The organism is Paraburkholderia ribeironis (genome assembly GCF_900019265.1).
Taxonomy (GTDB): Bacteria; Pseudomonadota; Gammaproteobacteria; order Burkholderiales; family Burkholderiaceae; genus Paraburkholderia; species Paraburkholderia ribeironis.
Map to the genome: position 1 here is coordinate 11,744 of NZ_CYGX02000014.1, position 24,959 is coordinate 36,702.

Annotated in this window: 14 protein-coding genes, 1 tRNA gene and 4 pseudogenes; 15 read left to right on the top strand and 4 right to left on the bottom strand. The window is 61.5% G+C overall.

Annotation, left to right across the window (positions count from 1 at the left end; translation table 11 throughout):
* Nucleotides 1-4: 4 nt before the first annotated feature.
* The 9 genes from BN2475_RS07425 to BN2475_RS07465 all read left to right on the top strand — a co-directional run bounded on the left by BN2475_RS07425 (nucleotide 5) and on the right by BN2475_RS07465 (nucleotide 11,857).
* Nucleotides 5-1,258: an efflux RND transporter periplasmic adaptor subunit gene (locus BN2475_RS07425; protein WP_094778909.1), complete on the top strand. Its 1,254-nt coding sequence runs from the start codon at nucleotides 5-7 to the stop codon at nucleotides 1,256-1,258.
* Nucleotides 1,259-1,270: 12 nt separating this feature from the next.
* On the top strand, nucleotides 1,271-4,504 hold the full coding sequence (locus tag BN2475_RS07430) for an efflux RND transporter permease subunit (RefSeq protein ID WP_094778910.1): 3,234 nt from the start codon (nucleotides 1,271-1,273) through the stop codon (nucleotides 4,502-4,504).
* A gap of 1 nt (nucleotide 4,505) precedes the next feature.
* The gene (locus BN2475_RS07435) at nucleotides 4,506-5,990 is read left to right on the top strand and encodes an efflux transporter outer membrane subunit (RefSeq protein WP_094778911.1); all 1,485 of its coding nucleotides are present in this window, start codon (nucleotides 4,506-4,508) and stop codon (nucleotides 5,988-5,990) included.
* Nucleotides 5,987-7,264, top strand: a complete 1,278-nt coding sequence (locus tag BN2475_RS07440; RefSeq protein WP_094778912.1) for a paraquat-inducible protein A — start codon at nucleotides 5,987-5,989, stop codon at nucleotides 7,262-7,264. Before BN2475_RS07435 ends, BN2475_RS07440 begins: the two co-directional genes overlap by 4 nt.
* Entirely contained in the window at nucleotides 7,248-8,870 is a 1,623-nt protein-coding gene (locus BN2475_RS07445; protein ID WP_094778913.1) for a PqiB family protein, read from the top strand. Before BN2475_RS07440 ends, BN2475_RS07445 begins: the two co-directional genes overlap by 17 nt.
* The gene (locus BN2475_RS07450) at nucleotides 8,867-9,451 is read left to right on the top strand and encodes a PqiC family protein (RefSeq protein WP_094778914.1); all 585 of its coding nucleotides are present in this window, start codon (nucleotides 8,867-8,869) and stop codon (nucleotides 9,449-9,451) included. Before BN2475_RS07445 ends, BN2475_RS07450 begins: the two co-directional genes overlap by 4 nt.
* A 298-nt stretch (nucleotides 9,452-9,749) precedes the next feature.
* Nucleotides 9,750-10,157: a hypothetical protein gene (locus tag BN2475_RS07455; protein ID WP_245841172.1), complete on the top strand. Its 408-nt coding sequence runs from the start codon at nucleotides 9,750-9,752 to the stop codon at nucleotides 10,155-10,157.
* Nucleotides 10,158-10,202: 45 nt separating this feature from the next.
* Nucleotides 10,203-11,057 carry a DUF2092 domain-containing protein gene (locus BN2475_RS07460; RefSeq protein ID WP_094778915.1) on the top strand — a complete coding sequence of 285 codons (855 nt, stop codon included), beginning with the start codon at nucleotides 10,203-10,205 and terminating at the stop codon, nucleotides 11,055-11,057.
* Between the two features lie 8 nt (nucleotides 11,058-11,065).
* Nucleotides 11,066-11,857 (top strand): hypothetical protein, encoded by a 792-nt coding sequence (locus tag BN2475_RS07465; protein WP_094778916.1) that lies wholly within the window; start codon nucleotides 11,066-11,068, stop codon nucleotides 11,855-11,857.
* Nucleotides 11,858-12,600: 743 nt separating this feature from the next.
* Here BN2475_RS07465 and BN2475_RS07470 read toward each other — a convergent pair.
* The 3 genes and pseudogenes from BN2475_RS07470 to BN2475_RS35325 all read right to left on the bottom strand — a co-directional run.
* Nucleotides 12,601-12,687 (bottom strand) — tRNA-Leu (locus BN2475_RS07470).
* A 961-nt stretch (nucleotides 12,688-13,648) separates the two neighbouring features.
* Nucleotides 13,649-14,383, bottom strand: a complete 735-nt coding sequence (locus BN2475_RS07480; RefSeq protein ID WP_094778918.1) for an IS6 family transposase — start codon at nucleotides 14,381-14,383, stop codon at nucleotides 13,649-13,651.
* A 175-nt stretch (nucleotides 14,384-14,558) separates the two neighbouring features.
* Nucleotides 14,559-14,706, bottom strand: a pseudogene (locus BN2475_RS35325) (IS6 family transposase); the annotation flags it as partial.
* Nucleotides 14,707-16,039: 1,333 nt separating this feature from the next.
* On the opposite strand from BN2475_RS35325, the gene BN2475_RS07490 reads away from it, so the two are divergent.
* The 6 genes and pseudogenes from BN2475_RS07490 to BN2475_RS07515 all read left to right on the top strand — a co-directional run.
* A complete protein-coding gene (locus tag BN2475_RS07490; protein ID WP_094778953.1) occupies nucleotides 16,040-17,905 on the top strand; it encodes a S53 family peptidase in 1,866 nt (621 codons plus the stop codon).
* Nucleotides 17,906-17,963: 58 nt separating this feature from the next.
* Nucleotides 17,964-18,682 (top strand): annotated as a pseudogene (locus BN2475_RS07495) (IS6 family transposase); the annotation flags it as partial.
* A gap of 451 nt (nucleotides 18,683-19,133) precedes the next feature.
* Entirely contained in the window at nucleotides 19,134-21,506 is a 2,373-nt protein-coding gene (gene gspD / locus BN2475_RS07500; RefSeq protein ID WP_094778919.1) for a type II secretion system secretin GspD, read from the top strand.
* A 5-nt stretch (nucleotides 21,507-21,511) separates the two neighbouring features.
* A complete protein-coding gene (gspE, locus tag BN2475_RS07505; protein WP_245841175.1) occupies nucleotides 21,512-23,026 on the top strand; it encodes a type II secretion system ATPase GspE in 1,515 nt (504 codons plus the stop codon).
* A 29-nt stretch (nucleotides 23,027-23,055) separates the two neighbouring features.
* Nucleotides 23,056-24,189: a type II secretion system minor pseudopilin GspK gene (gene gspK / locus BN2475_RS07510; protein WP_094778921.1), complete on the top strand. Its 1,134-nt coding sequence runs from the start codon at nucleotides 23,056-23,058 to the stop codon at nucleotides 24,187-24,189.
* A gap of 28 nt (nucleotides 24,190-24,217) precedes the next feature.
* Nucleotides 24,218-24,382 (top strand): annotated as a pseudogene (locus tag BN2475_RS07515) (type II secretion system protein GspL); the annotation flags it as partial.
* Nucleotides 24,383-24,689: 307 nt separating this feature from the next.
* Here the strand turns inward: BN2475_RS07515 and BN2475_RS35330 are convergent.
* Nucleotides 24,690-24,917, bottom strand: a pseudogene (locus tag BN2475_RS35330) (IS6 family transposase); the annotation flags it as partial.
* Nucleotides 24,918-24,959: the final 42 nt, after the last annotated feature.

A 24,959-nucleotide genomic window follows, 5' to 3' on the forward strand; every position in this document is an offset into this window, starting at 1 on the left:
TGCCATGAAATGTGCGCCGCTGAATGTCTGCCAGCAACGATTTTCAAGGGGTGATGTGAGACGGGTGCTTGCCTGTGTCACGCTGGCGCTGTGCGCTGGCTGCCACAAGCCGGCGGGGCTGCCGTCAACTGGACCGATCGAGGTCACGGTGATGACCGTCGAGCCGCACGATACGCCGGTCGACTTCGAATTCACCGCGCAGACAGAAAGCTCACGGGAAGTGCAGATTCGTGCGCGCGTCGACGGCTTTCTCGACAAACGGGTGTACACCGAGGGTCAGCTGGTCCACACCGGGCAGACGTTATTCCTGATGGATCCCAAGCCTTTTGAAGCGGCACTGCAGACCGCAAAAGGGCAGCTCGCCCAGCAACAGGCGAGGCTCTATGTGACCAAAGCCAATCTGGCTCGGGTGTTCCCGCTCGCCAAGCAGAACGCCTTGAGCCAGAAGGATCTCGACGATGCAACGGGCAACGAAAAGCAGGCGGAGGCTGCCGTTATCGCTGCTCAGGGCGAGGTCGAGACAGCACAGCTGAACCTCGGCTATACGACGATCAAGTCACCGCTCAACGGCCTGTCGAGCTTCGCCCAGCAGCAGGACGGCAGCTATGTGACTGCCGCCGCAAACGGTCTGCTGACGACTGTCTATCAGCTCGACCCGATGTGGGTCAATTTCAGCATCTCCGAAAACGAGTTGCTCGGGTATCGCAGCCAGATAGACAGGAAGCAACTCGTGTTTCCGGCCGACAACGATTTCACGGTGTCAGTCATTCTGGCCGATGGCACGCTGTTTCCTTCAACCGGTCACATCAACTTTGCCAATCCGGCGTTCAGCACCCAGACGGGCACGTTCCTCGTGCGCGCGTCGTTGGCCAACCCGACGGGCAGCCTGCATCCGGGCCAGTTTGTGCGGGCGCGCGTCGCGGGTGCCATCCGTCCGAACGCGATCCTCGTGCCTCAGCGCGCGGTCCTGCAGGGGGCGAAGAGTCATTTCGTCTGGGTGGTCGATAAGGACTCCAAAGCCCATCAACGCGTGGTCGAACCTGGCGAATGGCATGGCGACGACTGGTTCATCACCGAGGGTCTGAAACCTGGCGAGCGGGTCGTGGTCGATGGCGCAATACGCGTCACCGCGGACACGCCGCTCAAGATCACCGGGGCGCCCAGGCCGGCCAGTCAGCCGGCTGGCGCCAATGCACCGCAAAAAGAGCCACAACAGCACCTCGCATCACGGCAGTCCGGCCAGACCGTGACGCAGTGACAGGCGGCCGATATGAACATCTCCCGCTTCTGCATCGACCGGCCAATTTTCGCGTCAGTCATCTCGATCGTCATTACACTCGGGGGCGCATTGGCGATGCTCAGTTTGCCGATCGCGCAGTACCCGGACATCACGCCGCCGCAGATCACGGTTTCCGCCACTTACCCGGGGGCCAGCGCGGATGTGGTCGCGAACAATGTGGCGGCGCCGATCGAGCAGCAGGTCAACGGCGCGGACAACATGATCTACATGTACTCGTCGAGTTCGTCGACCGGCAACTTTACGCTCAACGCGTTCTTCGAGATCGGCACGAACCCCGAGCTGGCGCAGGTCGATGTGCAGAACCGGGTGAACCTCGCTTTGCCCCAGTTGCCGTCCTCGGTGCAGTCGCAGGGCATCCAGGTGCAGAAGAAGTCGTCGGCGTTCATGATGGTGATTGCCATCTATTCGCCGACTAACCGTTACGACGCGACCTATATCGCCAACTACGCCAACATCTATGTGCTCGATGCGCTCAAGCGCATACCGGGTGCGAATCAGTCGAGTATTTTCGGCACGCCCGATTACGCGATGCGTATCTGGCTGAAACCCGATCGCATGGCGCAACTAGGCGTCACGGCGGCGGACGTACAGAAGTCCGTGTCCAACCAGAACCAGCAGTTCGCGGTGGGGAGCATCGGCAAGTCTCCAACGGGCACGGCAGTCGAACAGTCGTTCGCGATCACGACGACCGGCCGGCTGACCGATCCGGCAGAGTTCGACAACATCATCATTCGTGCCGCCAGCGGCGGCGCGGCAATCGTGCGGCTCAAGGACATCGGCCGGGCCGAACTTGGCCAGAAAGATTATTCGATCCGCAGCCGGTTCCAGGGCAAGCCCGCCACGGTCATCGCGGTGTACCAGCAGCCGGGCGCCAACGCGCTCGACGTGTCAAAGCAGGTGCGCGCGACGCTCGCGCAGATGAAGAAGGAGTTCCCGGAAGGCATCGACTATGAGATCGCAATGGATACGACGGACTTCACGCGTGCGTCGATCTCTGACGTGGTCCACACCTTCTTCGAAGCCCTGGTTCTGGTTGTGGTCGTGGTGTTTGTGTTCCTGCAGAGCTTTCGTGCGACGCTGATTCCGGTGCTCGCGGTGCCGGTATCGATCATGGGCACGTTCATGGGTATGCTCGCGCTCGGTTTCTCGATCAACATGCTGACGCTGTTCGGCATGGTCCTGGCGATCGGCATTGTGGTGGACGATGCGATCGTGGTGATTGAAAACGTCGAGCGCAACATGAACGTCCACAAGCTGGACCCCAAGGAGGCGGCCAGGCGGGCAATGGACGAAGTCGCCGGCCCGGTCGTCGCGATCGTGCTCGTGCTGTGCGCGGTTTTCGTGCCGGTGGCGTTCCTGAGCGGCATCACCGGACAGTTGTACAAGCAGTTCGCCATCACCATCGCGATTTCGGTGGTGTTTTCGGGGCTGGTTGCGCTCACGCTGTCGCCGTCGTTGGCGGGCATACTGCTCAAACCGGGGCACGAAAAAAAGAAAGGCTTCTTCAAGTGGTTCGACGGCTGGTTCGAGCGGATGACGCACAAGTATTCGAACACGGTGCAACTGGTGATCAAGCGCTTTGTCGTGGCGCTGCTGCTGTTTGCGGGCATGATCGCGCTCGCGGTTGTGATGATGAGATCGATCCCCACGTCGTTTCTGCCGCCCGAGGATCAGGGCTATCTGCTCGGCGCGGTCATCATGCCGGACGCGGCGAGCCTTGATCGCACAGGGGCGGTGTCCCAGCACGTCATCGACCATTTCATGAAGCAGCCGGGGGTGAGCAGCGTCACGACTATCGACGGGTTCAGTCTGCTCGACAGCCAGAACAAGAACAACGCTGGCACTTTTTTTATCGGCCTCAAGGACTTTGACGAACGCTACAAGTTCGCCAACATCAGAACGCAGAATGCGCGGGCGCTGCTGATCGGCGCCTACGAGAAGCTGTCACAGGTCCAGGAGGGCATCATCCTCCCGGTCAATCCACCTTCGATTCCAGGTCTCGGCACGACCGGCGGCACCGAGGTATGGATCCAGGCCCAGGGCGACGCCACGATCGCGCAACTGGCCGGTGTGGTGGACCAGTTCATCGCGAAGGCCAAGAAGCGGTCCGAACTGCAACGCGTCACGTCGACCTTCAATGCGTCATCCCAGCAACTGCTCGTCAACGTGGACCGCGACAAGTCCGCGACGCTGGGCGTGCCGATAGAGGACGTATATAGCGCGATGCAGACGATGTTCGGCTCGCTGTATGTGTCGCAGTTTTACCGTTCGAGCCGGTTGTGGCAGGTGATCCTGCAGGCCGAACCATCGTACCGGCTCACACCTCAGGATCTAGCTGAGATCTATGTTCGCAGCAAGACTGATAGCATGGTGCCGCTCAAGGCGGTGGTGACCTCGAAGTACGTCACCGGTCCGGATCTGGTGACGCGCTTCAACAATTTCCCGGCGGTGAAACTCACAGTCAATGGCGCGCCAGGCGTCAGCTCGGGGCAAGTGATGTCCGCCATCGAAGCGCTCGGTGATGAAGTGTTGCCAGCGGGCTATAACCTTGGGTGGAGCGGCGAGGCATACGAGGCCAGGAAGGCGGGCAGCACCTCGGGGCTGGTGTTCGCATTCGGCCTCATCATGGTGTTCCTGATTCTCGCTGCGCAATACGAGAAGTGGAGCCTGCCGGTCGGCGTACTGATGGCGGTGCCTTTCGCGCTGTTCGGCGCGCTGCTTGCCATCCTGCTGCGCGGCCTCGAAAACGATGTCTACTTCCAGATCGGGCTGACGATGCTGGTCGCGCTCGCTGCGAAGAACGCGATCCTGATCTTCGAGTTCGCCGTGATCAACCGCGAGGCGGGCGAGTCGGTGTACGACTCGGCGGTCACTGCGGCGAGGGAGCGGCTGCGCCCGATCGTGATGACCTCGCTCGCGTTCATTCTCGGCTGCGTGCCGCTCGCGATTGCGCTCGGTGCGTCGCAGAACAGCCGCCACTCGATCGGCACGGGCGTGATAGGCGGCATGCTCGGCGCCACCGCGATCGCCGTGTTCTTCATCCCGATGTTCTTCTATGTGCTCGAGACGATGTCGGAGAAAACGGGTGGCAAGAAAACCCCGGGGCCGAGCGCTGGCGCATCGGGCGATGGACCTGCGGGTGGTGTTGACGCGGGCCCGGGCGGCCCGACGGTTACGCCGTCTGCGAGACGCGAGGACGAATGACATGCGTCGCTCAGTGTTCCTGCCAGTACTCGTACCGGTCCTTCTGGCGCTGGGGGGGTGTCTGCTTGGTCCCAACTACGTACGGCCGACGATCGAGACACCGGCGACGTTCCGTTTCGAATCCGGCGAAGCCGCCGAGGTTGCCAACGCCGCATGGTGGGAGCAGTTCCAGGACCCTGTGCTGAACGATCTGATTGCCACCGCGCTCGCCGACAACAAGGATATAAAGATCGCGGCCGCGCGTGTGGACCAGTTTCTCGGTCAGTTCGTCACCACCCGCTCGGGGCTGTTCCCGCAGGTGAGCGCCGGGGCCCTGGCGGAACGCGAGCGGTCATCGCAATCTGGGCCGTTGCCGCTGCCCGCAGGGGTATCGCCAGTCTTCAACGACTTCCAGCTGTCGCTTTCCGCGTCGTGGGAAATCGATCTGTTTGGCAAGGTGCGCCGTGAAACCGAAGCGGCGCGTGCGAGCCTGCTGGCAAGCGAAGAGGGACGCCGCGCGGTCATCCTGTCGCTGGTCGCGTCGGTGGCAACCGCCTACATCAATCTGCGCAGCCTCGACCGGCAACTTGCCATCGCGAAAGCTACCACTGAAAGCCGGCTGGAATCGGTCCACGTCTTCACGTTGCGGTTCAAAGGCGGTGATGTGTCGGAGATGGAACTCGCTCAAAGCCAGTCGGAATACGAGGCATCGGCCGCGACGATTCCGCAGCTACGGACGCAGATCGCCCAGCAGGAAGACGCCCTTTCGGTGCTGATGGGCCGTAACCCGGGCGACATCCTGCGCGGGCGGGAACTGTCGGATCTGGCGATCCCTGTTGTGCCGGCGGGGCTGCCGTCGAATCTGCTCGAACGCCGTCCCGATCTCCTTCAGGCCGAACAGAACCTGGTTGCCGCGAACGCGCTGATCGGTGCGGCGCGCGCACTCTACTTCCCGTCGATATCGCTGACGGGACTGTTTGGTTCGGCGAGCGGGGAGTTCTCGAAATTGTTTGAAGGGCCGGCGCGGATCTGGGCCTATGCCGGCTCGCTGACTGTGCCGATCTTCACCGCCGGCAACATCAGCGGACAGGTCAAGCAGGCCGAAGCCCAGCAGCAACAGGCATTGCTCCAGTACCAGCAGGCGATCCAGGTGGCGTTTCAGGAAGTCGACGATGCGCTTGTCGGATTACAGAACTCGCGTGAGCAACTCGTGGTGCAGGGCCGTCAGGTCGATGCACTGCATACCTATGCGCGGCTTGCGCGGCTGCGTTATGAGGGCGGCTACACGAGCTACATCGAGGTGCTGGACGCCGAACGCAGTCTGTTCAACGCCCAGCTCAGCTATACCCAGACAAGCGGCGCAGTGTTCAGCTCGGTCATCGCGCTTTACAAGGCAATGGGCGGCGGCTGGGTGGTGACAGCAGAAAAGATGACGCACAAGGATTCACAACAGCCGGCCGATGCCGGGCGCAAAGCGAACCCGGCGGTTGCGGAGCTGGCGCAATGACAACTGGACCCCTCATCGCCTGTCACGAATGCGACCTTTTGCAGCGCGAGACGCCGTTACCGCCCAACGGCGTGCTGCGCTGCTGCCGCTGCGGTGCCGAGTTGTATCGGAGCCATCCCGACAGCCTTGATCGCGCACTGTCCTTTACGCTCACGTCGATTGTCCTGTTTGCCGTCGCAAACGCCTACCCGGTCGTCGGCCTGGCGGTGAACGGTGACCTCGTCCAGACCACGCTGATCGGCGCGGTACGCGTGCTGTATCGCGACGGGATGTGGCCGCTCGCGGGCCTCGTGTTCGCCACGACCCTCCTGATGCCCGCGATGCAGATGACTGCGATGGCGTATCTGCTGGTGCCATTGCGGTTAAATCGTGTTCCGTACCGGGCGGACCTGGTGTTCCGCGTCCTGCATATGGCCCAGCCATGGGGTATGACCGAGGTGCTGATCCTTGGGCTGCTGGTCGCACTCGTCAAGCTCGCGCATATCGCCAGCGTGGTGCCCGGTGTGGCGCTGTGGTCGTTCGGAGCGTTGATGCTGTTGCTGGCGGCGGCCAGTGCGGCATTCGATCCCCGCGAGCTGTGGGCGCGGATCAGTCATGGTGGACACGGCGCCGGTCCGGAGGCAGGCGGCGCGACAGCGCTGCCGTCTCCGAACGCGGCTGCCTGTGGCTGGATGGTTTGCCATAGCTGCGGATTGATGTCGAAACCTGCTGCCCACGCGCACGAAGCGTCCTGCCCGCGCTGCGGCGCGCAACTTCATTTTCGCAAGCCGGACAGTATCGCCCGCACGTGGGCGTTTCTGATCGCCGCGATGGTTCTATACGTTCCCGCGAACGTGCTGCCGGTCATGAACACCAGCTCACTGTTTGGCAGCGAGAAAGACACGATCATGAGTGGTGTCGTGTACCTGTGGACGTCAGGTTCCTGGCCGCTCGCCGTCATCGTGTTCATCGCGAGTATCGCGGTGCCGATGCTGAAGATCATCGCGCTGGTGTTCCTGACGGTTTCGACCCAGTTTCACTCGAGGTGGCAACCAGAGCAAAGAACGCGCGTCTATCGTCTCGTCGAGCTGGTCGGACGCTGGTCGATGCTCGATATTTACGTCATCACGATGCTCGTCGCGCTCGTCCAGTTCAATGCGCTGGCGACCATCCAGGCGGGTCCGGCTGCGATCGCCTTTGGAGCGGTGGTCGTTCTGACCATGTTTGCCGCGATGTCGTTTGATCCTCGCCTGATCTGGGATCTCGCAGAGAAAAATCATGGCCATGCCGCCTGATCGACCCGACTCACCCGATATTCCCGAAGCGGTCGCCGCGCCGCGCCCGCGCTGGCGGCTGCCGCTGATCTGGCTGGTGCCGATCATCGCCGTGCTGATCGGCGCCTGGCTCGCGGTGAAGGCGGTCGTCGAGCGGGGCCCGACGATCACGATTACCTTCACAACCGGCGAAGGGCTCGATGCAGGCAAGACCAAGATCAAATTCAAGCACGTGGACATCGGCGTCGTCAAAAGCGTGACGCTGTCGAGGGATCACTCACGCGTCGTAGCGACTGCCGACATTGTCAAGGATGCTTCGGATCTCCTCGTCAACAACACGCGTTTCTGGGTCGTGCGTCCACGCATTTCCGGGGGCACGGTGTCCGGTATCGGCACGCTGCTGTCCGGCTCGTTTATCAGCATGGATGTGGGCAACTCGACAACCATACGTCACGACTTTGTCGGCCTCGAAACGCCACCTGTATTTGCGAGCGACGTCCCGGGACGGGAGTTCGTGTTGAAGGCGCAGGACATGGGCTCACTCGATGTCGGCTCTCCTATCTTCTTCAGACGCCTGCAGGTCGGTCAGGTCACGGCCTACAAGCTTGATAGCGACGGCAAGGGCGTGACAATCAACGTGTTCGTCAACGCGCCCTACGACAGGTTTGTGACCAACAATACGCGCTTCTGGCACGCAAGCGGTATCGACGTCTCGCTCGATACCAGCGGCGTGAAGGTCAACACGCAGTCGCTGGTCTCCATCGTGATCGGCGGCCTCGCGTTCCAGACGCCTCCGGATACGGCAGACATCTCCGAGGCCGCCGTGAAGACGCAATTCGAACTGTTCGAAAGCTTCGCCGATGCGATGAAGCGCCATGACAACATCGTCGATACCTATGTGCTGAATTTCACCGAATCGGTGCGCGGGCTGACGATCGGCGCGCCGGTCGACTTCCGTGGGATCACGGTGGGCGAGGTGACGGCAATCTATACCCGCTTCGATCCGGTCACGAAGCAGATCAGCATTCCGGTCGAGATCCATTTTTTTCCGGAGCGCTTCACTTCGCGCTACCAGCCGGGCGCAACAGGTGCTGGCAGGGTCTCGAGGGACCCCCAGGCGCTCGCGACTTATCTTGTCGGCCGTGGACTCCGGGCGCAATTGCGAACCGGAAGCCTGATTACCGGACAGCTGTACATCGCGGTCGATTTTTTCCCCAATGCCGCCAAGGCCTCAATGGATTGGAGCAAGAACCCGCCAGAATTTCCGACCACGCCAGGCAATCTGCAATCGCTGCAGGAGTCGTTGACGAGTCTGATGACCAAGCTGAACAAGATTCCGTTCGATGCGATCGGCAAGAACGCGCAACAGACGCTTGTCGAGGCGAACACGTTGCTCAAGCGGCTCGATACCGAAGTTACGCCGCAGGCTCGCGATACGCTCATCGCGGCGCATAAGGCGCTCGACTCGGCGAACAGCGCATTGCTGCCCAACTCGCCGTTGCAGCAGGGAGCAGGGGACGCATTGAGCGAGCTGGCGCGCACGGCGGCCGCCTTCCGGACGCTCGCGGATTATCTCGAACGACATCCGGAAGCGCTGATTCGAGGAAAACCGGGGGACCAGAAATGATGCGTTCGATCCTGTTCCTCATTGCTGCGCTCGCGCTCGGGACTCTCGCAGGCTGCAGCTCGCCGAAGGCTGCCTTCTACACCCTGAGCGCCGACACTGCGCTCGAGCGCAGCGGTCCCGTCGTTCCGGTCAACATCGTGGTCGGTCCGGTGACAGTACCGGAACTCGTCGACCGTCCGCAGATGGTGACGCGCGTCTCGGACAATGAAGTCGCGGTGAACGAATTCGCGCGCTGGGGCGAACCGCTCAAGAGCAATATCCCGCGGGCTTTGGCGGGCAATCTTGTGCAGTTGCTGGGGACCGGAAATGTGTCCGTTTTTCCGCAAGGCGAGGCGGTAGAGGTCTATCAGGTTAGCGTCGCCATCCTGCGCTTCGATTCGGTACCGGGTGACTCGGTCACCATCGATGCGTTGTGGACCGTGCATCCTCCTAAACAGGCGGCGCAGGTGACCGGCCATACGGTCGCGCATGAACCGGTGACGGGATCGGGGTATATCGCCATCGCGGCTGCCCACAGCCGCGCACTGGCCGTGGTGAGTCAAGACGTTGCCGCAGCAATCCGGCAAACATTGCCGCGATGAATCGCAAGCGTCCCGGCACACAATCGCGAGCGCAGTCGGTTCGATGGCATGCCGTCGTTGCCCGTGGACAGGTGGCGTAAAAGGTCCGTTGATCGCGTTGCATGCCCTCATTCGAGCGGGAAGGTCTGGGCATGCGGGAACAACGATCGGTCCCATCGCGCACTTATTGGACCAAGGTCCACTAGTGGCGTCCACTCGCGCTGCGTATTCTTCACCTTAGCCGCACGCGTCGAGCCACACGAGCTTGCGCCAGGGCCAGGGCCAGGGCTTGGGCTAGGGCTAGGGCTTGGGCTAGGGCTTGGGCGAGGCGCACTGCGGAAAGCAGGATGAAGTTGTCTCTACCGAAGCGATGATCCCGGCGTTTTTCAAGACTGACGACTGCTTTACCACTGTTAAGGACAAGGCCATGACCAGATGTTTTTTGCGGCTTGCGCTGGGGTCAGCGCTGCTGTTCTCGGGTGTGGTCGGCGCCCAGCAGTTTCCGATTCTGGATCAGGTCGCAGACAAGATCGTCCAGAAGTACGAGCGGTCGACCTGCGAGCAACTGTGGCAGGAAAGGGCTCAGAAACGGGGGCAGCCGAAGTCCGAGAACGAGCAGCGTGCCGTGCAGTTGCTGCGCACCGATCCGCAGATGCGTGCCGAGTTCATCAACAGGGTGGCGGCTCCGATTGCCAACAAGATGTTCGAGTGCGGCATGATTCCGTGACCGCTTCCGGGCACGCTGCAAGATTGGTTATTTAGCGAGGCCGCGATGATCTTCGAGAAATTGAAGTGGAGTGTAACCGCCGTCGTGCTGGGCGTGCTCCTCGCAGCTAGCGGCAACGCCCAGCAGACGCACAAGGCGGCCAGACCGGCGGCGAAGTCTGCCGCGCCAGCGTACCAGCCAGGGCTCGAGCCACACGCGATCGACATCCTCAAGGCGGCGGGCGCTCGTCTTGCCGCGGCCCGGACAATGTCGTTCACCGCGGTCGTCTCCTATGAGAGTCCGAGCCGTCTCGGCCCTCCGCTCATCTATTCCACCAGGTCGGAGGTCACGATGCAGCGGCCGGACAAGCTCAGGGTCATCACTCCCGGCGACGGGCCACCTTCGGAGTTCTATTACGACGGTAAGACCATGATGGCATTCGCACCGAAGGAGAACCTGGTCGCCGTCGCCGACGCGCCACCAACCATCGACGACGCGCTACAGGCGGCCTACGTTAAAGGGGCGATCTATTTTCCGTTTACTGACGTAATCGTCACGGATCCGTACAAGGATATCGCCGACGGATTGAAGCTCGCCTTCTATATTGGTCAATCGATCGTTGTTGACAACACAACTACGGACATGGTGGCCTATATTACCGGCGATGTATTTGTGCAGGCCTGGATCGGCACAGAGGACAAACTTCCGCGCCGGATTTACGCCGTTTACCTCGACGATCGCGCCCGTCTGCGCCACGTGCTGGCACTCTCGAACTGGAAACTGGACGTCCCCGTTCCCGCGGACGCCTTTGCTTCGACCCAGACGGCCGGCGCGGCGCGCATCGCGTTTGCGCGCCCGGACGCCACCGATGTGCCCGGAATGAAGCCTCCGCCGAAGATCCGGGCTGCGAAGACTCAATGAGACGCGTCATGAGACAAGTCGTCATCCGTCTAGCCGCTCTTCTTCTGCCGACGTTCGCGGCAGGGCCCGCCGGCGCGTGGTCGCACGCTGCCGCTTTTGGAGGCCGCGTATCGCATGCGCCGGGTTCGGAGTCTTGGACCCGCACCAACGCTGCGGGGGGCAGCGAAACGCATACTTACGGTCAGGGCACGACGGCGACCAGCCGCTATGGCGGCACGGCAACGCACGTTCAAGGATCGGGGCAGACGACTGCAACGAATCAATACGGTGGCAGCGCGACCCACACTTACGGGCAGGGGACGACAGCCACCAACGCGTATGGTGGCACGGCGACGCACGTCACGGGATCCGGTTACTCGACCTACACCAGTGCCTCGGGCGCCACTGCATACCATAGTGCATACCGTGGCGCGACTTACCCTGCGTATCATCCACCGGTCGTCGTGAATAACTACGGTTCCGGATGCTACAACTGCGGCGGCTGGTCCACTGCGGGGGCGGCAGCCGCGGGCGCGATGGTGGGTGTGGCGGCCGGCGCGGCCGTCGCTAACGCCAACAATGCAGCAGTTGCGTCGAACGCCTACAACGCCGGCGTGGTCGCCGGAGCGAGGGCGGCAGCACAACCTGTCGCCGCCCCGGTCAGCAATGCGTTTGCCATGGGTGCGGTCTACGCGGTGCTGCCCACCGGCTGTGCGCAGCCCACGGTCAATGGCAACGCCTATTACCTGTGCGGCAACACGTGGTTCCAGCCCGCCTACGGGGCGAACGGCGTGTACTACCGTGTGGTGCCGGCGCCTTGAGGGGCCATCTTCGTAAGCGTATTCGCCAACGCACTGTCTGGTTTATCTGCGCGCCGTGCTGCCGGAAGGTGAGGTCGGTCGGGGAAAGTAGACGCTAACATTCCGTAAATTTAGGAACGGAGAGATGCATGAATCGAATCGGCATGGATATTCATATGGCCGGCCTCGCGCCGTTCCGATAGGACGGCTGGCGTCGAGTCAGGGTTGTGACCCCGACGTGACGCACAGGAGGCATTCATGGAAGACGGCGTGAGGCGCGTGCGACTTGCGGGCGTGTTGTGATCTTGCGGCCATCGTGTGCGGGGCTTTTGTCTTGAGCGGACCGGCCTCCTCCCTATTAATTTTAAATAAAAGAAATGGTCAACATTTTGTAGTGTAGGAATCCTATTTGTTGAGAGTTTGGCTTTGTAGGTCCTAAATGGAGGTGTCGCGTTTCCGCCAGATCGAAATGTCGTGTTATTGCGTAGCTTGAGCGCCGGACATTCCATCTGGGAGCCCCGGCGATGAACGCGACTGGGACGATCACGATGACGACGTGGACGCGCGCGCGGCTTTGCCGCGCGAAATACGGTTTCTGCTTTCTGCTCGGCGCGTCTGGGCATGGTGTGCCCCCTCGATCCGCGTATACGCAAAAACGACGGGTGCCAGCGGGATAAGCCAGGCCACACAAGAACAAAAAACCCCGTAAGACCTTGATCTTACGGGGTTTCTCGAACTACTTCGGCTTACGCCGGAACAACTTGTGGTGCCCAGGAGAGGACTCGAACCTCCACGGTGTTGCCACCGCTAGGACCTGAACCTAGTGCGTCTACCAATTCCGCCACCTGGGCACGTCTTCAAGCTAGACCGCTATTTTAGCGGGTTGATTCAGCGTGTCAATCCCTACTTCAAACAGACTTCGCTTTATCAACCGCCTGGCTGGCTCGGGCAGCGAAGCGATGCTTCACTACCTGACCGCCATCCTGCCAGCCAGGGGACCCGACTCGTAGCAACGCATGAATCGGACTAGCTGGCCTCACACAAAAAATAGAGCCGCCCGAAGGCGGCTCTATTTTTGAATCTGGTGCCAGGAGAGGACTCGAATAAAACTGATAACATACTGAAAAATAATGAAAAAATTATTTGACGTATCAGCAGTATGCGCACTTGTATACGCAAAAACGATGGATCTCAGCAGCGCATGATACCGTTCGCAGGACGATCTGGATATTTCGCTTGGGACGAGGCCATTCCCGATTTCCGAAGAATCAACCACTTTCAAACTCCGGCCCCGGGGGATTCGGCTTCCAGAAGCCGCAAGCCTGTCCCCCAGCCCGTCGATGCCAAAAAAAACCTTGCTTCAGACACGCGTTCAACTCTTCAGCGAAGCAACCCTCAGGCCAGATCACGGCATCAATCGTGAAATTCGCATTATGAGGAGTCGATCAACTATTGGCTCTCGCTATTTGGCAGATGAAACCGAGCAAACTAAGCTGGATAAATCCAAGTCACGAGACTTTTTGTCTGAAAACTTTCGATCATGGCAAGCGCTACATGCGAACTGGGTTTTCTCTGTCCCAAGTGCAGTGTTCCAATGGAAGACTGTTGGGAAATCCTCGCGGCAGGTGAGGTCCACCGCCTCATTTGCCAGTGCTGCGGCGCCGTATTCAACGGTCTGATCGTCGAGTGTGATGCGTGCGGTTCCGAGGACTTTATCACCAGTACGTCGGCAATCGACGCTGAGGGGATTACCTGTTCCGGCATTGTCAACTTAGCGAAATGAGACGAGTTGATGGCCTGCAGGCCGGCCAATCAGAAAGCGAGGGGCGGATTTTGGGTGCTTTCGGTAAATTCGCGCCAAGCCACAAATCGTGCGGCAAGCTGTTTGCGATAAAGCCAGGCACGCAGCCGATGTCGCTTGAGCGCGAAATGTTGGCGGATTGGCCCGAAGCAAGAAAGAAATTTCTGCGTGTATTTCGGCTCACGAAAGCCGCGCATGCGCCGCTCGCGTTCACGCGTGGGTTGATGGCTGTTCTCGACGCGGTTGTTCACCCGGGCCGCCGCTTTAACGAACACATGCTTCACGCTCGCCAGCTCCGGGATTTCGGCTTTGGCCGCCGGGTCGGTGCGCAACTGGTCGGTAACGATCTTGCGGGGTACCGGGTTTGAGCGCAGCACCCGCTTGAAAAAGCGCTTGGCCGCGGCCGTGTCGCGCCGCTTCTGCACCAGGATGTCGAGTTCGGCGCCATGCCCGTCCACCGCTCGCCATAGCAGATACGGTTCACCGCGAAGCGTGACGTACATCTCGTCAAGGTGCCAGGTTGAACCGGGCTTGCGCCGCGCGGCTTTCACCCGGTGCGCCAAGCTCGTGCCGAATTTGTCGCACCAGCATCGGATCGTCTCGTAGCTCACGATCACCCCGCGCTCAAAGAGCAACTCCTCGATATCGCGCAAGCTCAACTGAAAGCGGAAATACCAGCGTACCGCGCAACTGATCACTGCGGCGGGAAAACGGTGGCCGCGATAAACCGATTTCGATTTCTTCAACGCACTATCCTAACTGATCACCTCGCTAACCTGACAATGCCACTATGAATGCACTGCGCCGTCCGCGTTGGATTGTAGCTTCCATCTTGTCCGACGGCCGTGAACAATCTGTGGAATCTTAAGCAAGGCTTTCGAGTGAGGCCCTGTTGGCAGATTGCAGAGACTTCGACGCGTGAATCGCGGAAACCCTGCATCTGGCGCTCGCGCCGGCGGGTGGGCAGATGACTGGTTTCAGCGCGGTTGTTCACCTGTGCCGACGCCTTGACGAATACATGCTTTACGCCAGCGAGTTCCGGTACTTCCGCTTTCGCTGTCGAATAACTTCACACCGAATTCCAACGGCGTAGGCACCTTGCCTTTCGCCAGATATTCGACCTCCGGTCCGGGCAGCGCTTGGAAGCACAGGTTCCCACCGCGCATCCGCGTACGCAAGAATGCTTTGGTCTTGAACGCTTGCAGAAATATCTCGAGGAGCATGAAGTTCATATGGGCGTGCACCAAATAAAACGGTTGCGCGCCTTTCTGCTGACCAAACGAATGTCTCGATACATTACAACCTCACGTATCTGTCATGGTTGAACCATGTCGAGGACTGGTTGCCTGCATCCAGCGCGACTCATCACGCGCGGGGTCTCACCAGCACCCGGGACCTCGATAAAGAACTCATGCGCTACATCCGCCAATGCAACAAGCCGGTTGCCCCGTTGAATTGAATGTATCCCCTCGACGAAACGGGCTATACACCCTGCGCGCAACTGCGGCGAAGATCCCAGCGTGTACTTCGGTACGATTGTTTCGCCTCTCCGCTCTCGAGCAGTCGCGGGGGCTCGGTCCGGGCCATACTGGTAGTCAGCCATGCGTACCTCGCTATGAGGGGATCGGCATACCCATGCGCAAGCATCAGCAAACCCTGCAATCCCACCATAAACCGCGATATCAGTTTTATTGATTCCAATTTTCTTGCGTCGTGGCAGAAGCTCCGGAGACAATCTCATGCGCGTCGCGCTTTGAAATGATCCGCCCACATTAGAAGCGTACGGTAGGTATCCGGCTAATTTGCTCGCGACCGGTTGGACCAACACCATAGTGACCGACTCTTATACGGAGACATATCGTACCAAGGCTCTGCGATCTATTCCAGGGCCGCGCATATTTTGCGGCAAATTCACTTTGAGAAATCATGGCAAAGCTCGTAAGCATTAACGCAATATCCCGAATGCCGTCCAAAGTTGGGATTTCATACTCCATGCAACGTGACAGACGTCGCCGCAGCTCTCGAAGAGATCGCGGTCGAGTTAAGCGTTGACGGCAACATCGTCCCCCGACCGCCTTCTGTCCACGCCGCAGTCAAGCCCTTTGACCTGCTGCAAGGCGCATTGCCTGACGAGGGGCCACGTGTCCAGGAATAGGTCTCCCTGGCTCGATGCCCAATATCACCATATACACGTGCCGCCAACGCTGGAAGATGAAAGTATGGAACCAACACGGATCATGTCGAGGCGGTACAAATTCTTCTCTGGGAGTCTGGCGGGTGTGCCGCTGCATCCCATCTTCGTTGGAATTTCGGAGCTTCTAGTGCAGACAATTCATTTCGGCAATCGCAAATTCCTAAGAGCCTTTGAACTGGCGGCCCTGTCGCTTGGCGTAGCGGTCACGATGATCCCGCTGCCCGCCCGAGCGACGACCAATTGGGTCTCGACCCGCACCCAAGCGTTCCTCCTGTCGAATGCGCCGGCATCGGCCGGCCCCGATGCGGCGCGCCGCTACTCGCTGAACAGCCTCAGCATTCCGGCGCTGACCGATACGAATGTGACGCCGCTCGAATTGAGTCAGCCGCTGCACATCACCGTGGCACTGAAGCACCGCAACGTGGACCAGCTCGACAGGTTCCTTCGCGACCTCAATCAGCCGGGTAGCGCCAGTTACCACAGGTACCTCACGCCGGCCGAGTTCAGGGCGCGCTTCTCGCCGACCGACGCGCAGGTCGCGGCCGTAGTCGCTCATCTGAAGGCGAACGGCTTCCGCAACGTCTCCGTATCGGAGAACAACATGCTGATCTTCGCCGACGGCAACGCAAACAACGTGCAAAGCGCCTTCCAGACGAGCATCAAGCGCTTCAACTATAACGGCAAGCCGGTCTACGGGAACGATTTGTCAGCCTTTGTCCCGCCATCGCTCGGCTCGATCGTTGATTCGGTACTCGGCCTGCAGAATGCGGTCGTGCCGCACAGCATGCTCCAACGCTTCGCGCCGGAAGCGGTCATCGAACCGAACTCCATTGAGAAGAACACGACAGACGCGTCGCAGCTGGTCGGCCACCAGCCAACCGATTTCGCGAAGATCTATGACGCGAGCAGTCTGCCCGCCGCGACCAACACGACGGTGGGCATCATCACCTGGGGCGACATGACCAAGACCATTGCCGACCTGAACACCTTCACGCAAAACGCACACCTGCCGGAGGTCAACACGGCCGTCGTCGAGGATGGATCGGGCACCCCGGTCCACGACACCGATCCCACCGACACCGATCCCACCGAGTGGGCTCTCGACAGCCAGGTCATCATCGGCACATCCGGCGGCGTCAAGGAGCTGATCTTCTATCCGGCCATGAGCGGTGACAGCTACAACCGTGTCACCGCCGCAACGCTGACCGCCGCTTTCAACAAAGCGGTGATCGACAACAAGGCGACCATCATCAATGTGTCGCTCGGGACCGACGAAGATGCGACGTATTCGGAGGGCGCGCTCGCCGCCGACGACGCCGTGTTCAAGCAGGCTGTCGCGCAAGGGCAGATCTTCTCAGTCGCTTCAGGCGATGCGGGCGCCTATGTTGGATCGCATACGCCGCAAGGCGCCCAGGGGTACATCGGCACGTCCGACGGCACCTCGGTCACCACGATGATCGATCTGTCCAAATACAGCGTGGCGTATCCCGCGAGCTCGCCGTATGTCGTCGCAGTGGGCGGCACGATGCTCTCCACGACCGGCACCATGAGGTGGGCCGGCGAAACCGTATGGAATGACGGCGCCGACTACGCGGACCGCGGCAGAAACGGCGAGCTGGTCGACAACGCGGTGCGCATCTGGGCGACGGGAGGGGGCGTGAGCGCGTACGAAGCCGCGCCCAGCTGGCAGACCGCGGCGCTCGGCAGTTCGGTGACGAAGCGTGTCCTGCCCGACGTGGCGTTCGATGCTGCGCGATCGACAGGCGCCTACATCATCGTCAACGGGCAGAAGACGAAGTCGCCAATCGGCGGCACGAGCCTCGCATCACCGATCTTCGTGGGCGGCTGGGCGCGGCTCGAATCGGCCAAGAACAACAGCCTCAGCCTGCCAACGCCGGCGTTCTATGAGAATCTCCCGGGCAATACGGCGCTGTACCACGACGTGACATCGGGCAACAACGGCTACGATGGCTACGGCTTCACTGCGAAGCCAGGCTGGGACATGGTTACGGGCTTCGGCAGCTTGGACTTCGCGAAGATCAGCGCGGCAATACCAAGTTGGCGCGCACAGTAAGGTTCCGTCGCGTTAGCGAGGGCGAGTAGAGTCGTTCGAATCCAAATGTATGACACGCATGATGGCAAACACGAAGACACCGCGCACGAGGCAGTCCGCCGGTATTGGCAACGTGATAAAGCGGCTGCATTATGCGTTGGACGTGATTCTGATGTGTGTGCGCTGGTGCGCGGCGTACCAGCTGAGTCTGCGTAATCTGGATGAAATGATGGGCGAACGGGGTATCCAGGTCGATCACTCAAGCGTGCACCGCTGGGTGATCAAGCTCGTACGGTCGTTGCAAAAAAGAATTTCGCGAATGCAAACGGCCCATGGGCGGGAGCTGGCGCATGGACGAAACCTATGTGAAGGTCAAGGGCACAATGGAAGTGCCTGTTCCGCGCCGTCGGCAAGGCGGCTAACACGGTCGATTTCCTGTTGCATGCCCATCGCGACAAGGTCGCCGCTCGACGTTACTTCGAGAAGGCGATTGCACGGAACGGTGAGCCCGAAACGGCTGCCGTGGACAGTGCGGCAGCCGATCTGGCTGCGGTCCAGGTGCTCAACGCCGGGCGGCCCACACCGATCAAGGTCCGACAGAACAGGTAGCTGAACAAAATCATCGAGCAGGACCATCGCGCCATCAGGCGCATCATCACACCGATGATGGGATTCGAGGATTTCCGGTGCGCGCGCATCATCCGCTCCGGTATCCAAATCATGCACATGATCCGAAAAGGGCAAATGAAAGACGGCGATACAGATCGAACAGTTGCCACGCGGTTCTATTCACTGGCAATGTCAGTAATCCCTATCGTGACGGTCCTGACTCGCCCTGATTCCACTATCGCGGCACGCCCCTTCCTTTGCGGTGGGCGTCGTGGCCGGAATTTTCTCTTCTACGAGCACATGGGCTCAACGGACTTCATTTGGGTCGAAGAACAAGGTCGCATCCAAATTCCAACAGGTTTTGCATTTGCGCATCAGGTATGTCACGCGCCGTGCCACCGCGATAGCAAGACCGGCGCGCGCTCGACCCGGCCGACGGCAGCCAATTGCAGGTTTTGACTCTGCAGCCGTCATTGGCAAAGACCAATTCTAGCTGACCCGGGAAGGCCCGAAAGGTGGACTGCGCTGTGCTGTTTTCTGGCCGTCCTCCCAGCAAAATCATGTAAGGGCAAACCTGCCGTTTCGTCGCTCTCACATTGAATTTTCACCAGAATCATAAAAATTTCGGAAAACAAATGGTATGGCTTTATCTCGCATCGCAACCGCATTGCTGCTGGCTGGACTGATCACCGCGCAGACCGCACACGCACAGGTGACACTCAACTTCGTGAACGCCGATATCGGCCAGGTCGCGAAGGCGATCGGCGCGGCGACCGGCAAGACAATCATTGTCGACCCACGGGTCACAGGTCAGTTGAACCTGGTATCGGAAAACCCAGTGCCTGAGGTTCAGGCGCTGAAGACGTTGCAATCGGCGCTGCGTATGCAGGGCTTCGCGCTCGTGCAGGATCATGGCGTGCTGAAAGTGGTGCCGGAGGCTGACGCCAAGCTACAAGGCGTACCGACCTACGCCGGCAACGTGCCGACCGCGCGCGGCGACCAGGTCGTCACGCAAGTCTTCACGCTCAGGAACGAATCGGCCAATAACCTGCTGCCGGTACTGCGTCCGCTGATCTCCCCGAACAATACTGTCGCGGCCTACCCTGCCAACAACACGATCGTCGTTACCGATTACGCCGACAACGTGCGGCGCATCGCCCAGATCATCGCGGGTGTCGACAACGCGGCGGGCCAGTCGGTGGCGGTCGTGCCGCTGAAGAACGCCAACGCGATCGACATCGCGCAGCAGATGAACAAGATGCTCGATCCGGGCTCGATCGGCAGCACGGACGCGACACTGAAGGTGTCGATTTCGGCGGATGCGCGAACCAATTCGCTGCTGATGCGCGCGTCGAACGCCGCACGCCTCGCGGCGGCCAAGGAGCTCGCGAAGCAACTCGACACTCCGACCACGATGCCGGGCAACATCCACGTCGTGCCGCTGCGCAACGCCGACGCGACGATGCTCGCGCGCACGCTGCGCAACATGCTCGGCGAGGGCGGTGGCGAAGGCTCGTCGGGCGGCTCGAACGAGGCGAACTCGTTCAATCAGAACACAAGCGGCGGCGGTGGCGGCGGTCTGTCGAACAGCAGCAGCTCGACGAGTACGGCGGGCACGCCGCCGTTGCCGTCGGGCGGCCTCGGCAGCGGCTCGATCAACTCGCCGTTGGGCGGCGGCGCTTCGGGTTCGAACAGTAACACCGGCGGTTTTCTTGGCGGCGACAAGGAGAAGAGCGAGGACCAGGGCGGTGGCATGATCACGGCCGATCCCGCGACCAACTCGCTGATCATCACCGCGCCCGAAGCGACGTACCGCAACTTGCGTGCGGTGATCGACCAGCTCGATGCGCGTCGCGCGCAGGTCTATATAGAGGCGCTGATCGTCGAGCTGAACTCGAATACAAGCGGCAACCTCGGAATTCAGTGGCAAGTCGCGAACGGTAACTTGTTTGCCGCTACCAATCTGGCGACTGGCTCGGGCAACAGCATCGTTAAACTCACGGCTGCAGCCGCGGCCGCTGGCACCACCGGCGGTCTGGCCGCGGCGCTCGGCTCGAGCTCCGCGCCGCTCCAGCAGGGCCTGAACGTCGGCTGGATCCACAACATTTTGGGCGTGCAGGGTCTCGGCGCGCTGCTGCAGGCGCTGTCACAGACCGAAGACGCCAACGTGCTATCCACGCCTAACCTGATCACGCTCGACAACGAGGAAGCGAAGATCATCGTCGGTACCAACGTGCCGATCCAGACCGGTTCCTACTCGAACCTGACGAGCGGCACGACGAGCGCGGCGTTCAACACGTTCGACCGCGCCGACATCGGCCTCATTCTGCACGTCAAACCGCAGATCACCGACGGCGGCATCCTGAAGCTGCAGCTCTATACGGAAGACTCGGCGATCGTGAACGGCATGAACAACGCGTCGACGAACCCGGCGAGCCCGGAATTCACGAAGCGTTCGATCCAGTCGACCGTGCTGTGCGATAACGGCGAGATCATCGTGCTCGGCGGCCTGATGCAGGACGACTATCGGGTGAACAACAGCAAGGTGCCGCTGCTCGGCGACATTCCGTGGGTGGGCCAGCTGTTCCGCTCCGAGCAGAAGACGCGCGACAAGACCAACCTGATGGTGTTCCTGCGCCCGGTGATCCTGAGCGACCGCGACACCACCCAGGCCGTCACGGCGAACCGCTATGACTACATCCAGGGTGTGCAGGGCGCGTACCGTTCGGACAACAACGTTATGCGGGATCACGACGATCCGGTCGTGCCGCCGATGCCGCTCGGCCCGAGCCAGGGCGGGGTGCCGGCGCTGAACCTGTTCGACCTGAACCAGATGCGCCGCCAGCAGATGATGCCGCAACAGGTGCCTCAGCAGGTACCGCCGCAGGCCGTGCCGCAAGCTGGCGCCCAGACCACGCCCCAACCCGTGCCGCAAACCATGCCGCAACCGGCCGTCGTCGAGCCGGCAAGCGGCGCGGTGCCGAGCACGGTGTCGCCGGGAGCGCGTCCGTGACGCAGATGCCCGCGCAAACCGCGCCCTCGCAACGTCCGCTGAACGGCGATGCCGCGGCCGGCGAGCGCGCGGCGCCCTCGCCGCTTGCCGCCCGGCTCGTGCCATACGGTTTTGCGCGCGGCGGCCAGATCCTGGTCGCGCATCAGCATGCCGACAGCCTTGAAGTGTGGATCAGCGAGCGCACCAGCGAAGCCGCGCTTGCCGAAATCGCGCGCAACTACGGCGTGGTGTCGGTCGTGCGCGTGCCCGCCGACGATCTCGCGCAGGCGATCAACCAGGCCTATGCGCGCCAGGACGGCAGCGCCGCGCAGGTGGTCGGCGAAGTGGAAGGCGAAGTCGATCTGTCGCGGCTGATGCAGGACATCCCCGAGGTCGAGGATCTGCTCGAATCGGAAGACGACGCGCCGATCATCCGCATGATCAACGCGCTGCTCACGCAAGCGGCGCGCGAGCAGGCATCGGATATCCACATCGAGCCGTTCGAGAATGCGTCGGTAGTGCGTTTTCGCGTCGACGGCACGCTGCGCGACGTGGTGAGGCCCAAGAAAGCGCTGCATGGCGCCATGATCTCGCGGATCAAGATCATGGCGCAGATCGACATCGCCGAGAAACGTTTGCCGCAGGACGGCCGCATCACGTTGCGCGTCGGCGGCCGTCCGGTCGACGTGCGGGTATCGACGCTGCCGACCGGCCATGGCGAGCGCGCGGTGCTGCGTCTGCTCGAAAAAGACGCGGCGCGGCTCAATCTCGAAGCGCTCGGTATGGCATCCGACACGCTCGGCCAGTTCGACAAGCTGATCGGCAAGCCGCACGGCATCGTGCTCGTGACGGGCCCGACCGGCTCGGGCAAGACGACGACGCTGTATGCGTCGATGTCGCGACTGGAGACGGCGACCACCAACATCATGACGGTGGAAGACCCGATTGAATACGACCTGTCCGGCATCGGCCAGACCCAGGTCAACGAACGGATCGGCATGACCTTCGCACGCGCATTGCGCTCGATTCTGCGGCAGGACCCGGACGTCATCATGATCGGTGAAATCCGCGACCTCGAAACCGCGCAGATCGCGGTGCAAGCGTCGCTGACCGGCCACCTGGTGCTCGCCACGCTGCACACGAACGACGCGGCGTCGGCCGTCACACGTCTGACCGACATGGGCGTCGAGCCGTATCTGCTCGCCTCGTCGCTGCTCGGCGTGCTCGCGCAGCGGCTGGTGCGGCGCCTGTGCCCGGTGTGCCGCGAAGAGCGCACCGAGGAAGACGGCAGCAAGCGCTGGCATCCGGTCGGCTGCGACCGTTGTGGCCAGTCGGGTTACGCGGGACGCCGCGGCGTCTACGAGCTGTTGCTGATCGACGAATCGATCCGCTCGCTGATCCACCGCAACGCGGCCGATGCCGAAATTCTCGAAGCGGGCCGCTCCCAAGGCATGCGCACGCTGCGCGAGGATTCGGAGCGCTGGCTCGCGTCGGGACTGACGTCGCGCGAAGAAGTGATTCGCGTGACGGGCGGAGCATAAGCGCATGCCGGCACTCCGTGAAGAATGACATGAGATTCTCCTTTTCTCATGCGCGCCGTGCGGCTTCTGCGTTGCCTGCGGAACGTGGCTCTCGCCGGAAAGCGCAGCTACGGCAGCGCGGCGCCGCCATCATCAGCGCGTTGCTGGTGGTGACGCTGTCGGCAATTCTCGTCTCCTGCATTTTGTGGCGCCAGCAGGTGCAGGTTCGACGGATCGAAAGCCAGCGTCTGCTCGCGCAGGCGCAATGGGTCGCGCGCGGCGCGCTCGACTGGACCCGGCTGATCCTGCGCTCCGAAGGCGATACGTCGGCGGGCATCACGTATCTGGGCGGCTTGTGGGGCGAGCCGATCGAGAAAACGCGGCTGTCGGATTTTCTCGGCCAGATCGGCGAGGTGCGCGCTGAGCAAGGCGCGGCCACGTACCTGTCGGGCTCGATCGAGGACGCCCAGTCCAGATTCAATCTGCGCAATCTGGTCGCGAGTCCGGCGCCCGGCGTGACGCAAATCAGCGCCGAGCAGATGGCCGCGTATCAGCGCCTGCTGGTGTCGCTCGGCCTGAGCGGGCAGCTCGCCAAAGTGACCGCGCTGCACGTGCGCGCGGGGCTGTCGCAATCGGCGACGCGCTTTCAGACCGGCACGTCGATCAGCAGCTCGCCGCAGGTCGGCGGCGGCGGTATGACGGGCGGCAACTTCACGAACCAGCCCGGTATCGAGGACAGCGAGGACAACGTGGCGGTCGCGCCGCTCTTGATGACGGGCGTCGATTCGCTGCTCGACATTCCGGGCTACACACCGGAGATCGTCGCAAAGCTGCGGCCGTTCGTCACCGTGCTGCCGACGGTCACCGCGATCAACATGAACACCGCGTCGGCCGAAGTGATCGCGGCGGTGGTGCCGGGCATGACCGTATCGCAGGCGCAGGCGTTGGTCGCGCGGCGCCAGACCGTGTTTTTCCGCAACTCCGGCGACGTGCAGCTCGCGCTGACCGCCGCCGGCGTGCAATCGGCGTCGATCGATCCGAATCAGTTCGACGTCAATTCGAGCTACTTTTTAGTCCACGGCAGTGTGCAGCACGAGCGCGCCGAAGTGGATCGCACGGCGCTCGTCTATCGCGATCCGCTGACTCACACTACGCGTATCGTGCGGGTACAAGACCAACTATGAATAACGCAATCCACAGAGAGAGTGGCCTTTGAGCACGCTGATCGTCCTATTGCCGCCGCGTGATCCGGCGGTGCCCTCGCAGGAGTGGCAACTGCCCGAGCTGCCGTTCGTGCTGCTCGACAAGGCCGGGCGCACGCAGCGCGCCGGCCGCTCGGCGCTCGCGCTGCTGGCGCGCGCGGACACGACAGTGCTGACCCGGTGGTCGTCCGCCTCGATCGCCACGATCGATACCCACGCGATGATGAATCGGCCCGCATCGTCGCGACGCTCTGGCTCTTTCTCGCCGGCAGCGCCCGGACGCGCAAAGAAGGCGCTGTCAACTTACGGGAGTTCGGCGATGACGATGCATAAGGCCACTGTGACTCAGGAAGCATTCGACGGAGTTTGGGTGACGTCGGTAAATTCGCGCCATGCGGCGAACCGGGCCGTGAGCTGTTTGCGATAGAGCGAAGCTCGCAGAAGATGTCGCTTCAGAGCGAAGTGCTGCCGGATTGGACCGAAGTGCTACCCGGCTTGCGGCGCGCCACTTTCACTCGGTGGGCAAAGCCCGCGCCAAACTTATCGCACCAGCGGCGGATCGTCTCGTAGCTGACCGTCACCCCGCGCTCGAACAGCAACTCTTCGATGTCGCGCAGGCTGAGCTGGAACCGGAAGTAACAACGCACGGCATGTCTGATGACCATCGCCGGGAACCGGTGGCCGTGATAAAGCGATTTCGGTTTTGACATCGTGTCATGTTACGCGAACACCCCACCAACGTGACAGCGCCG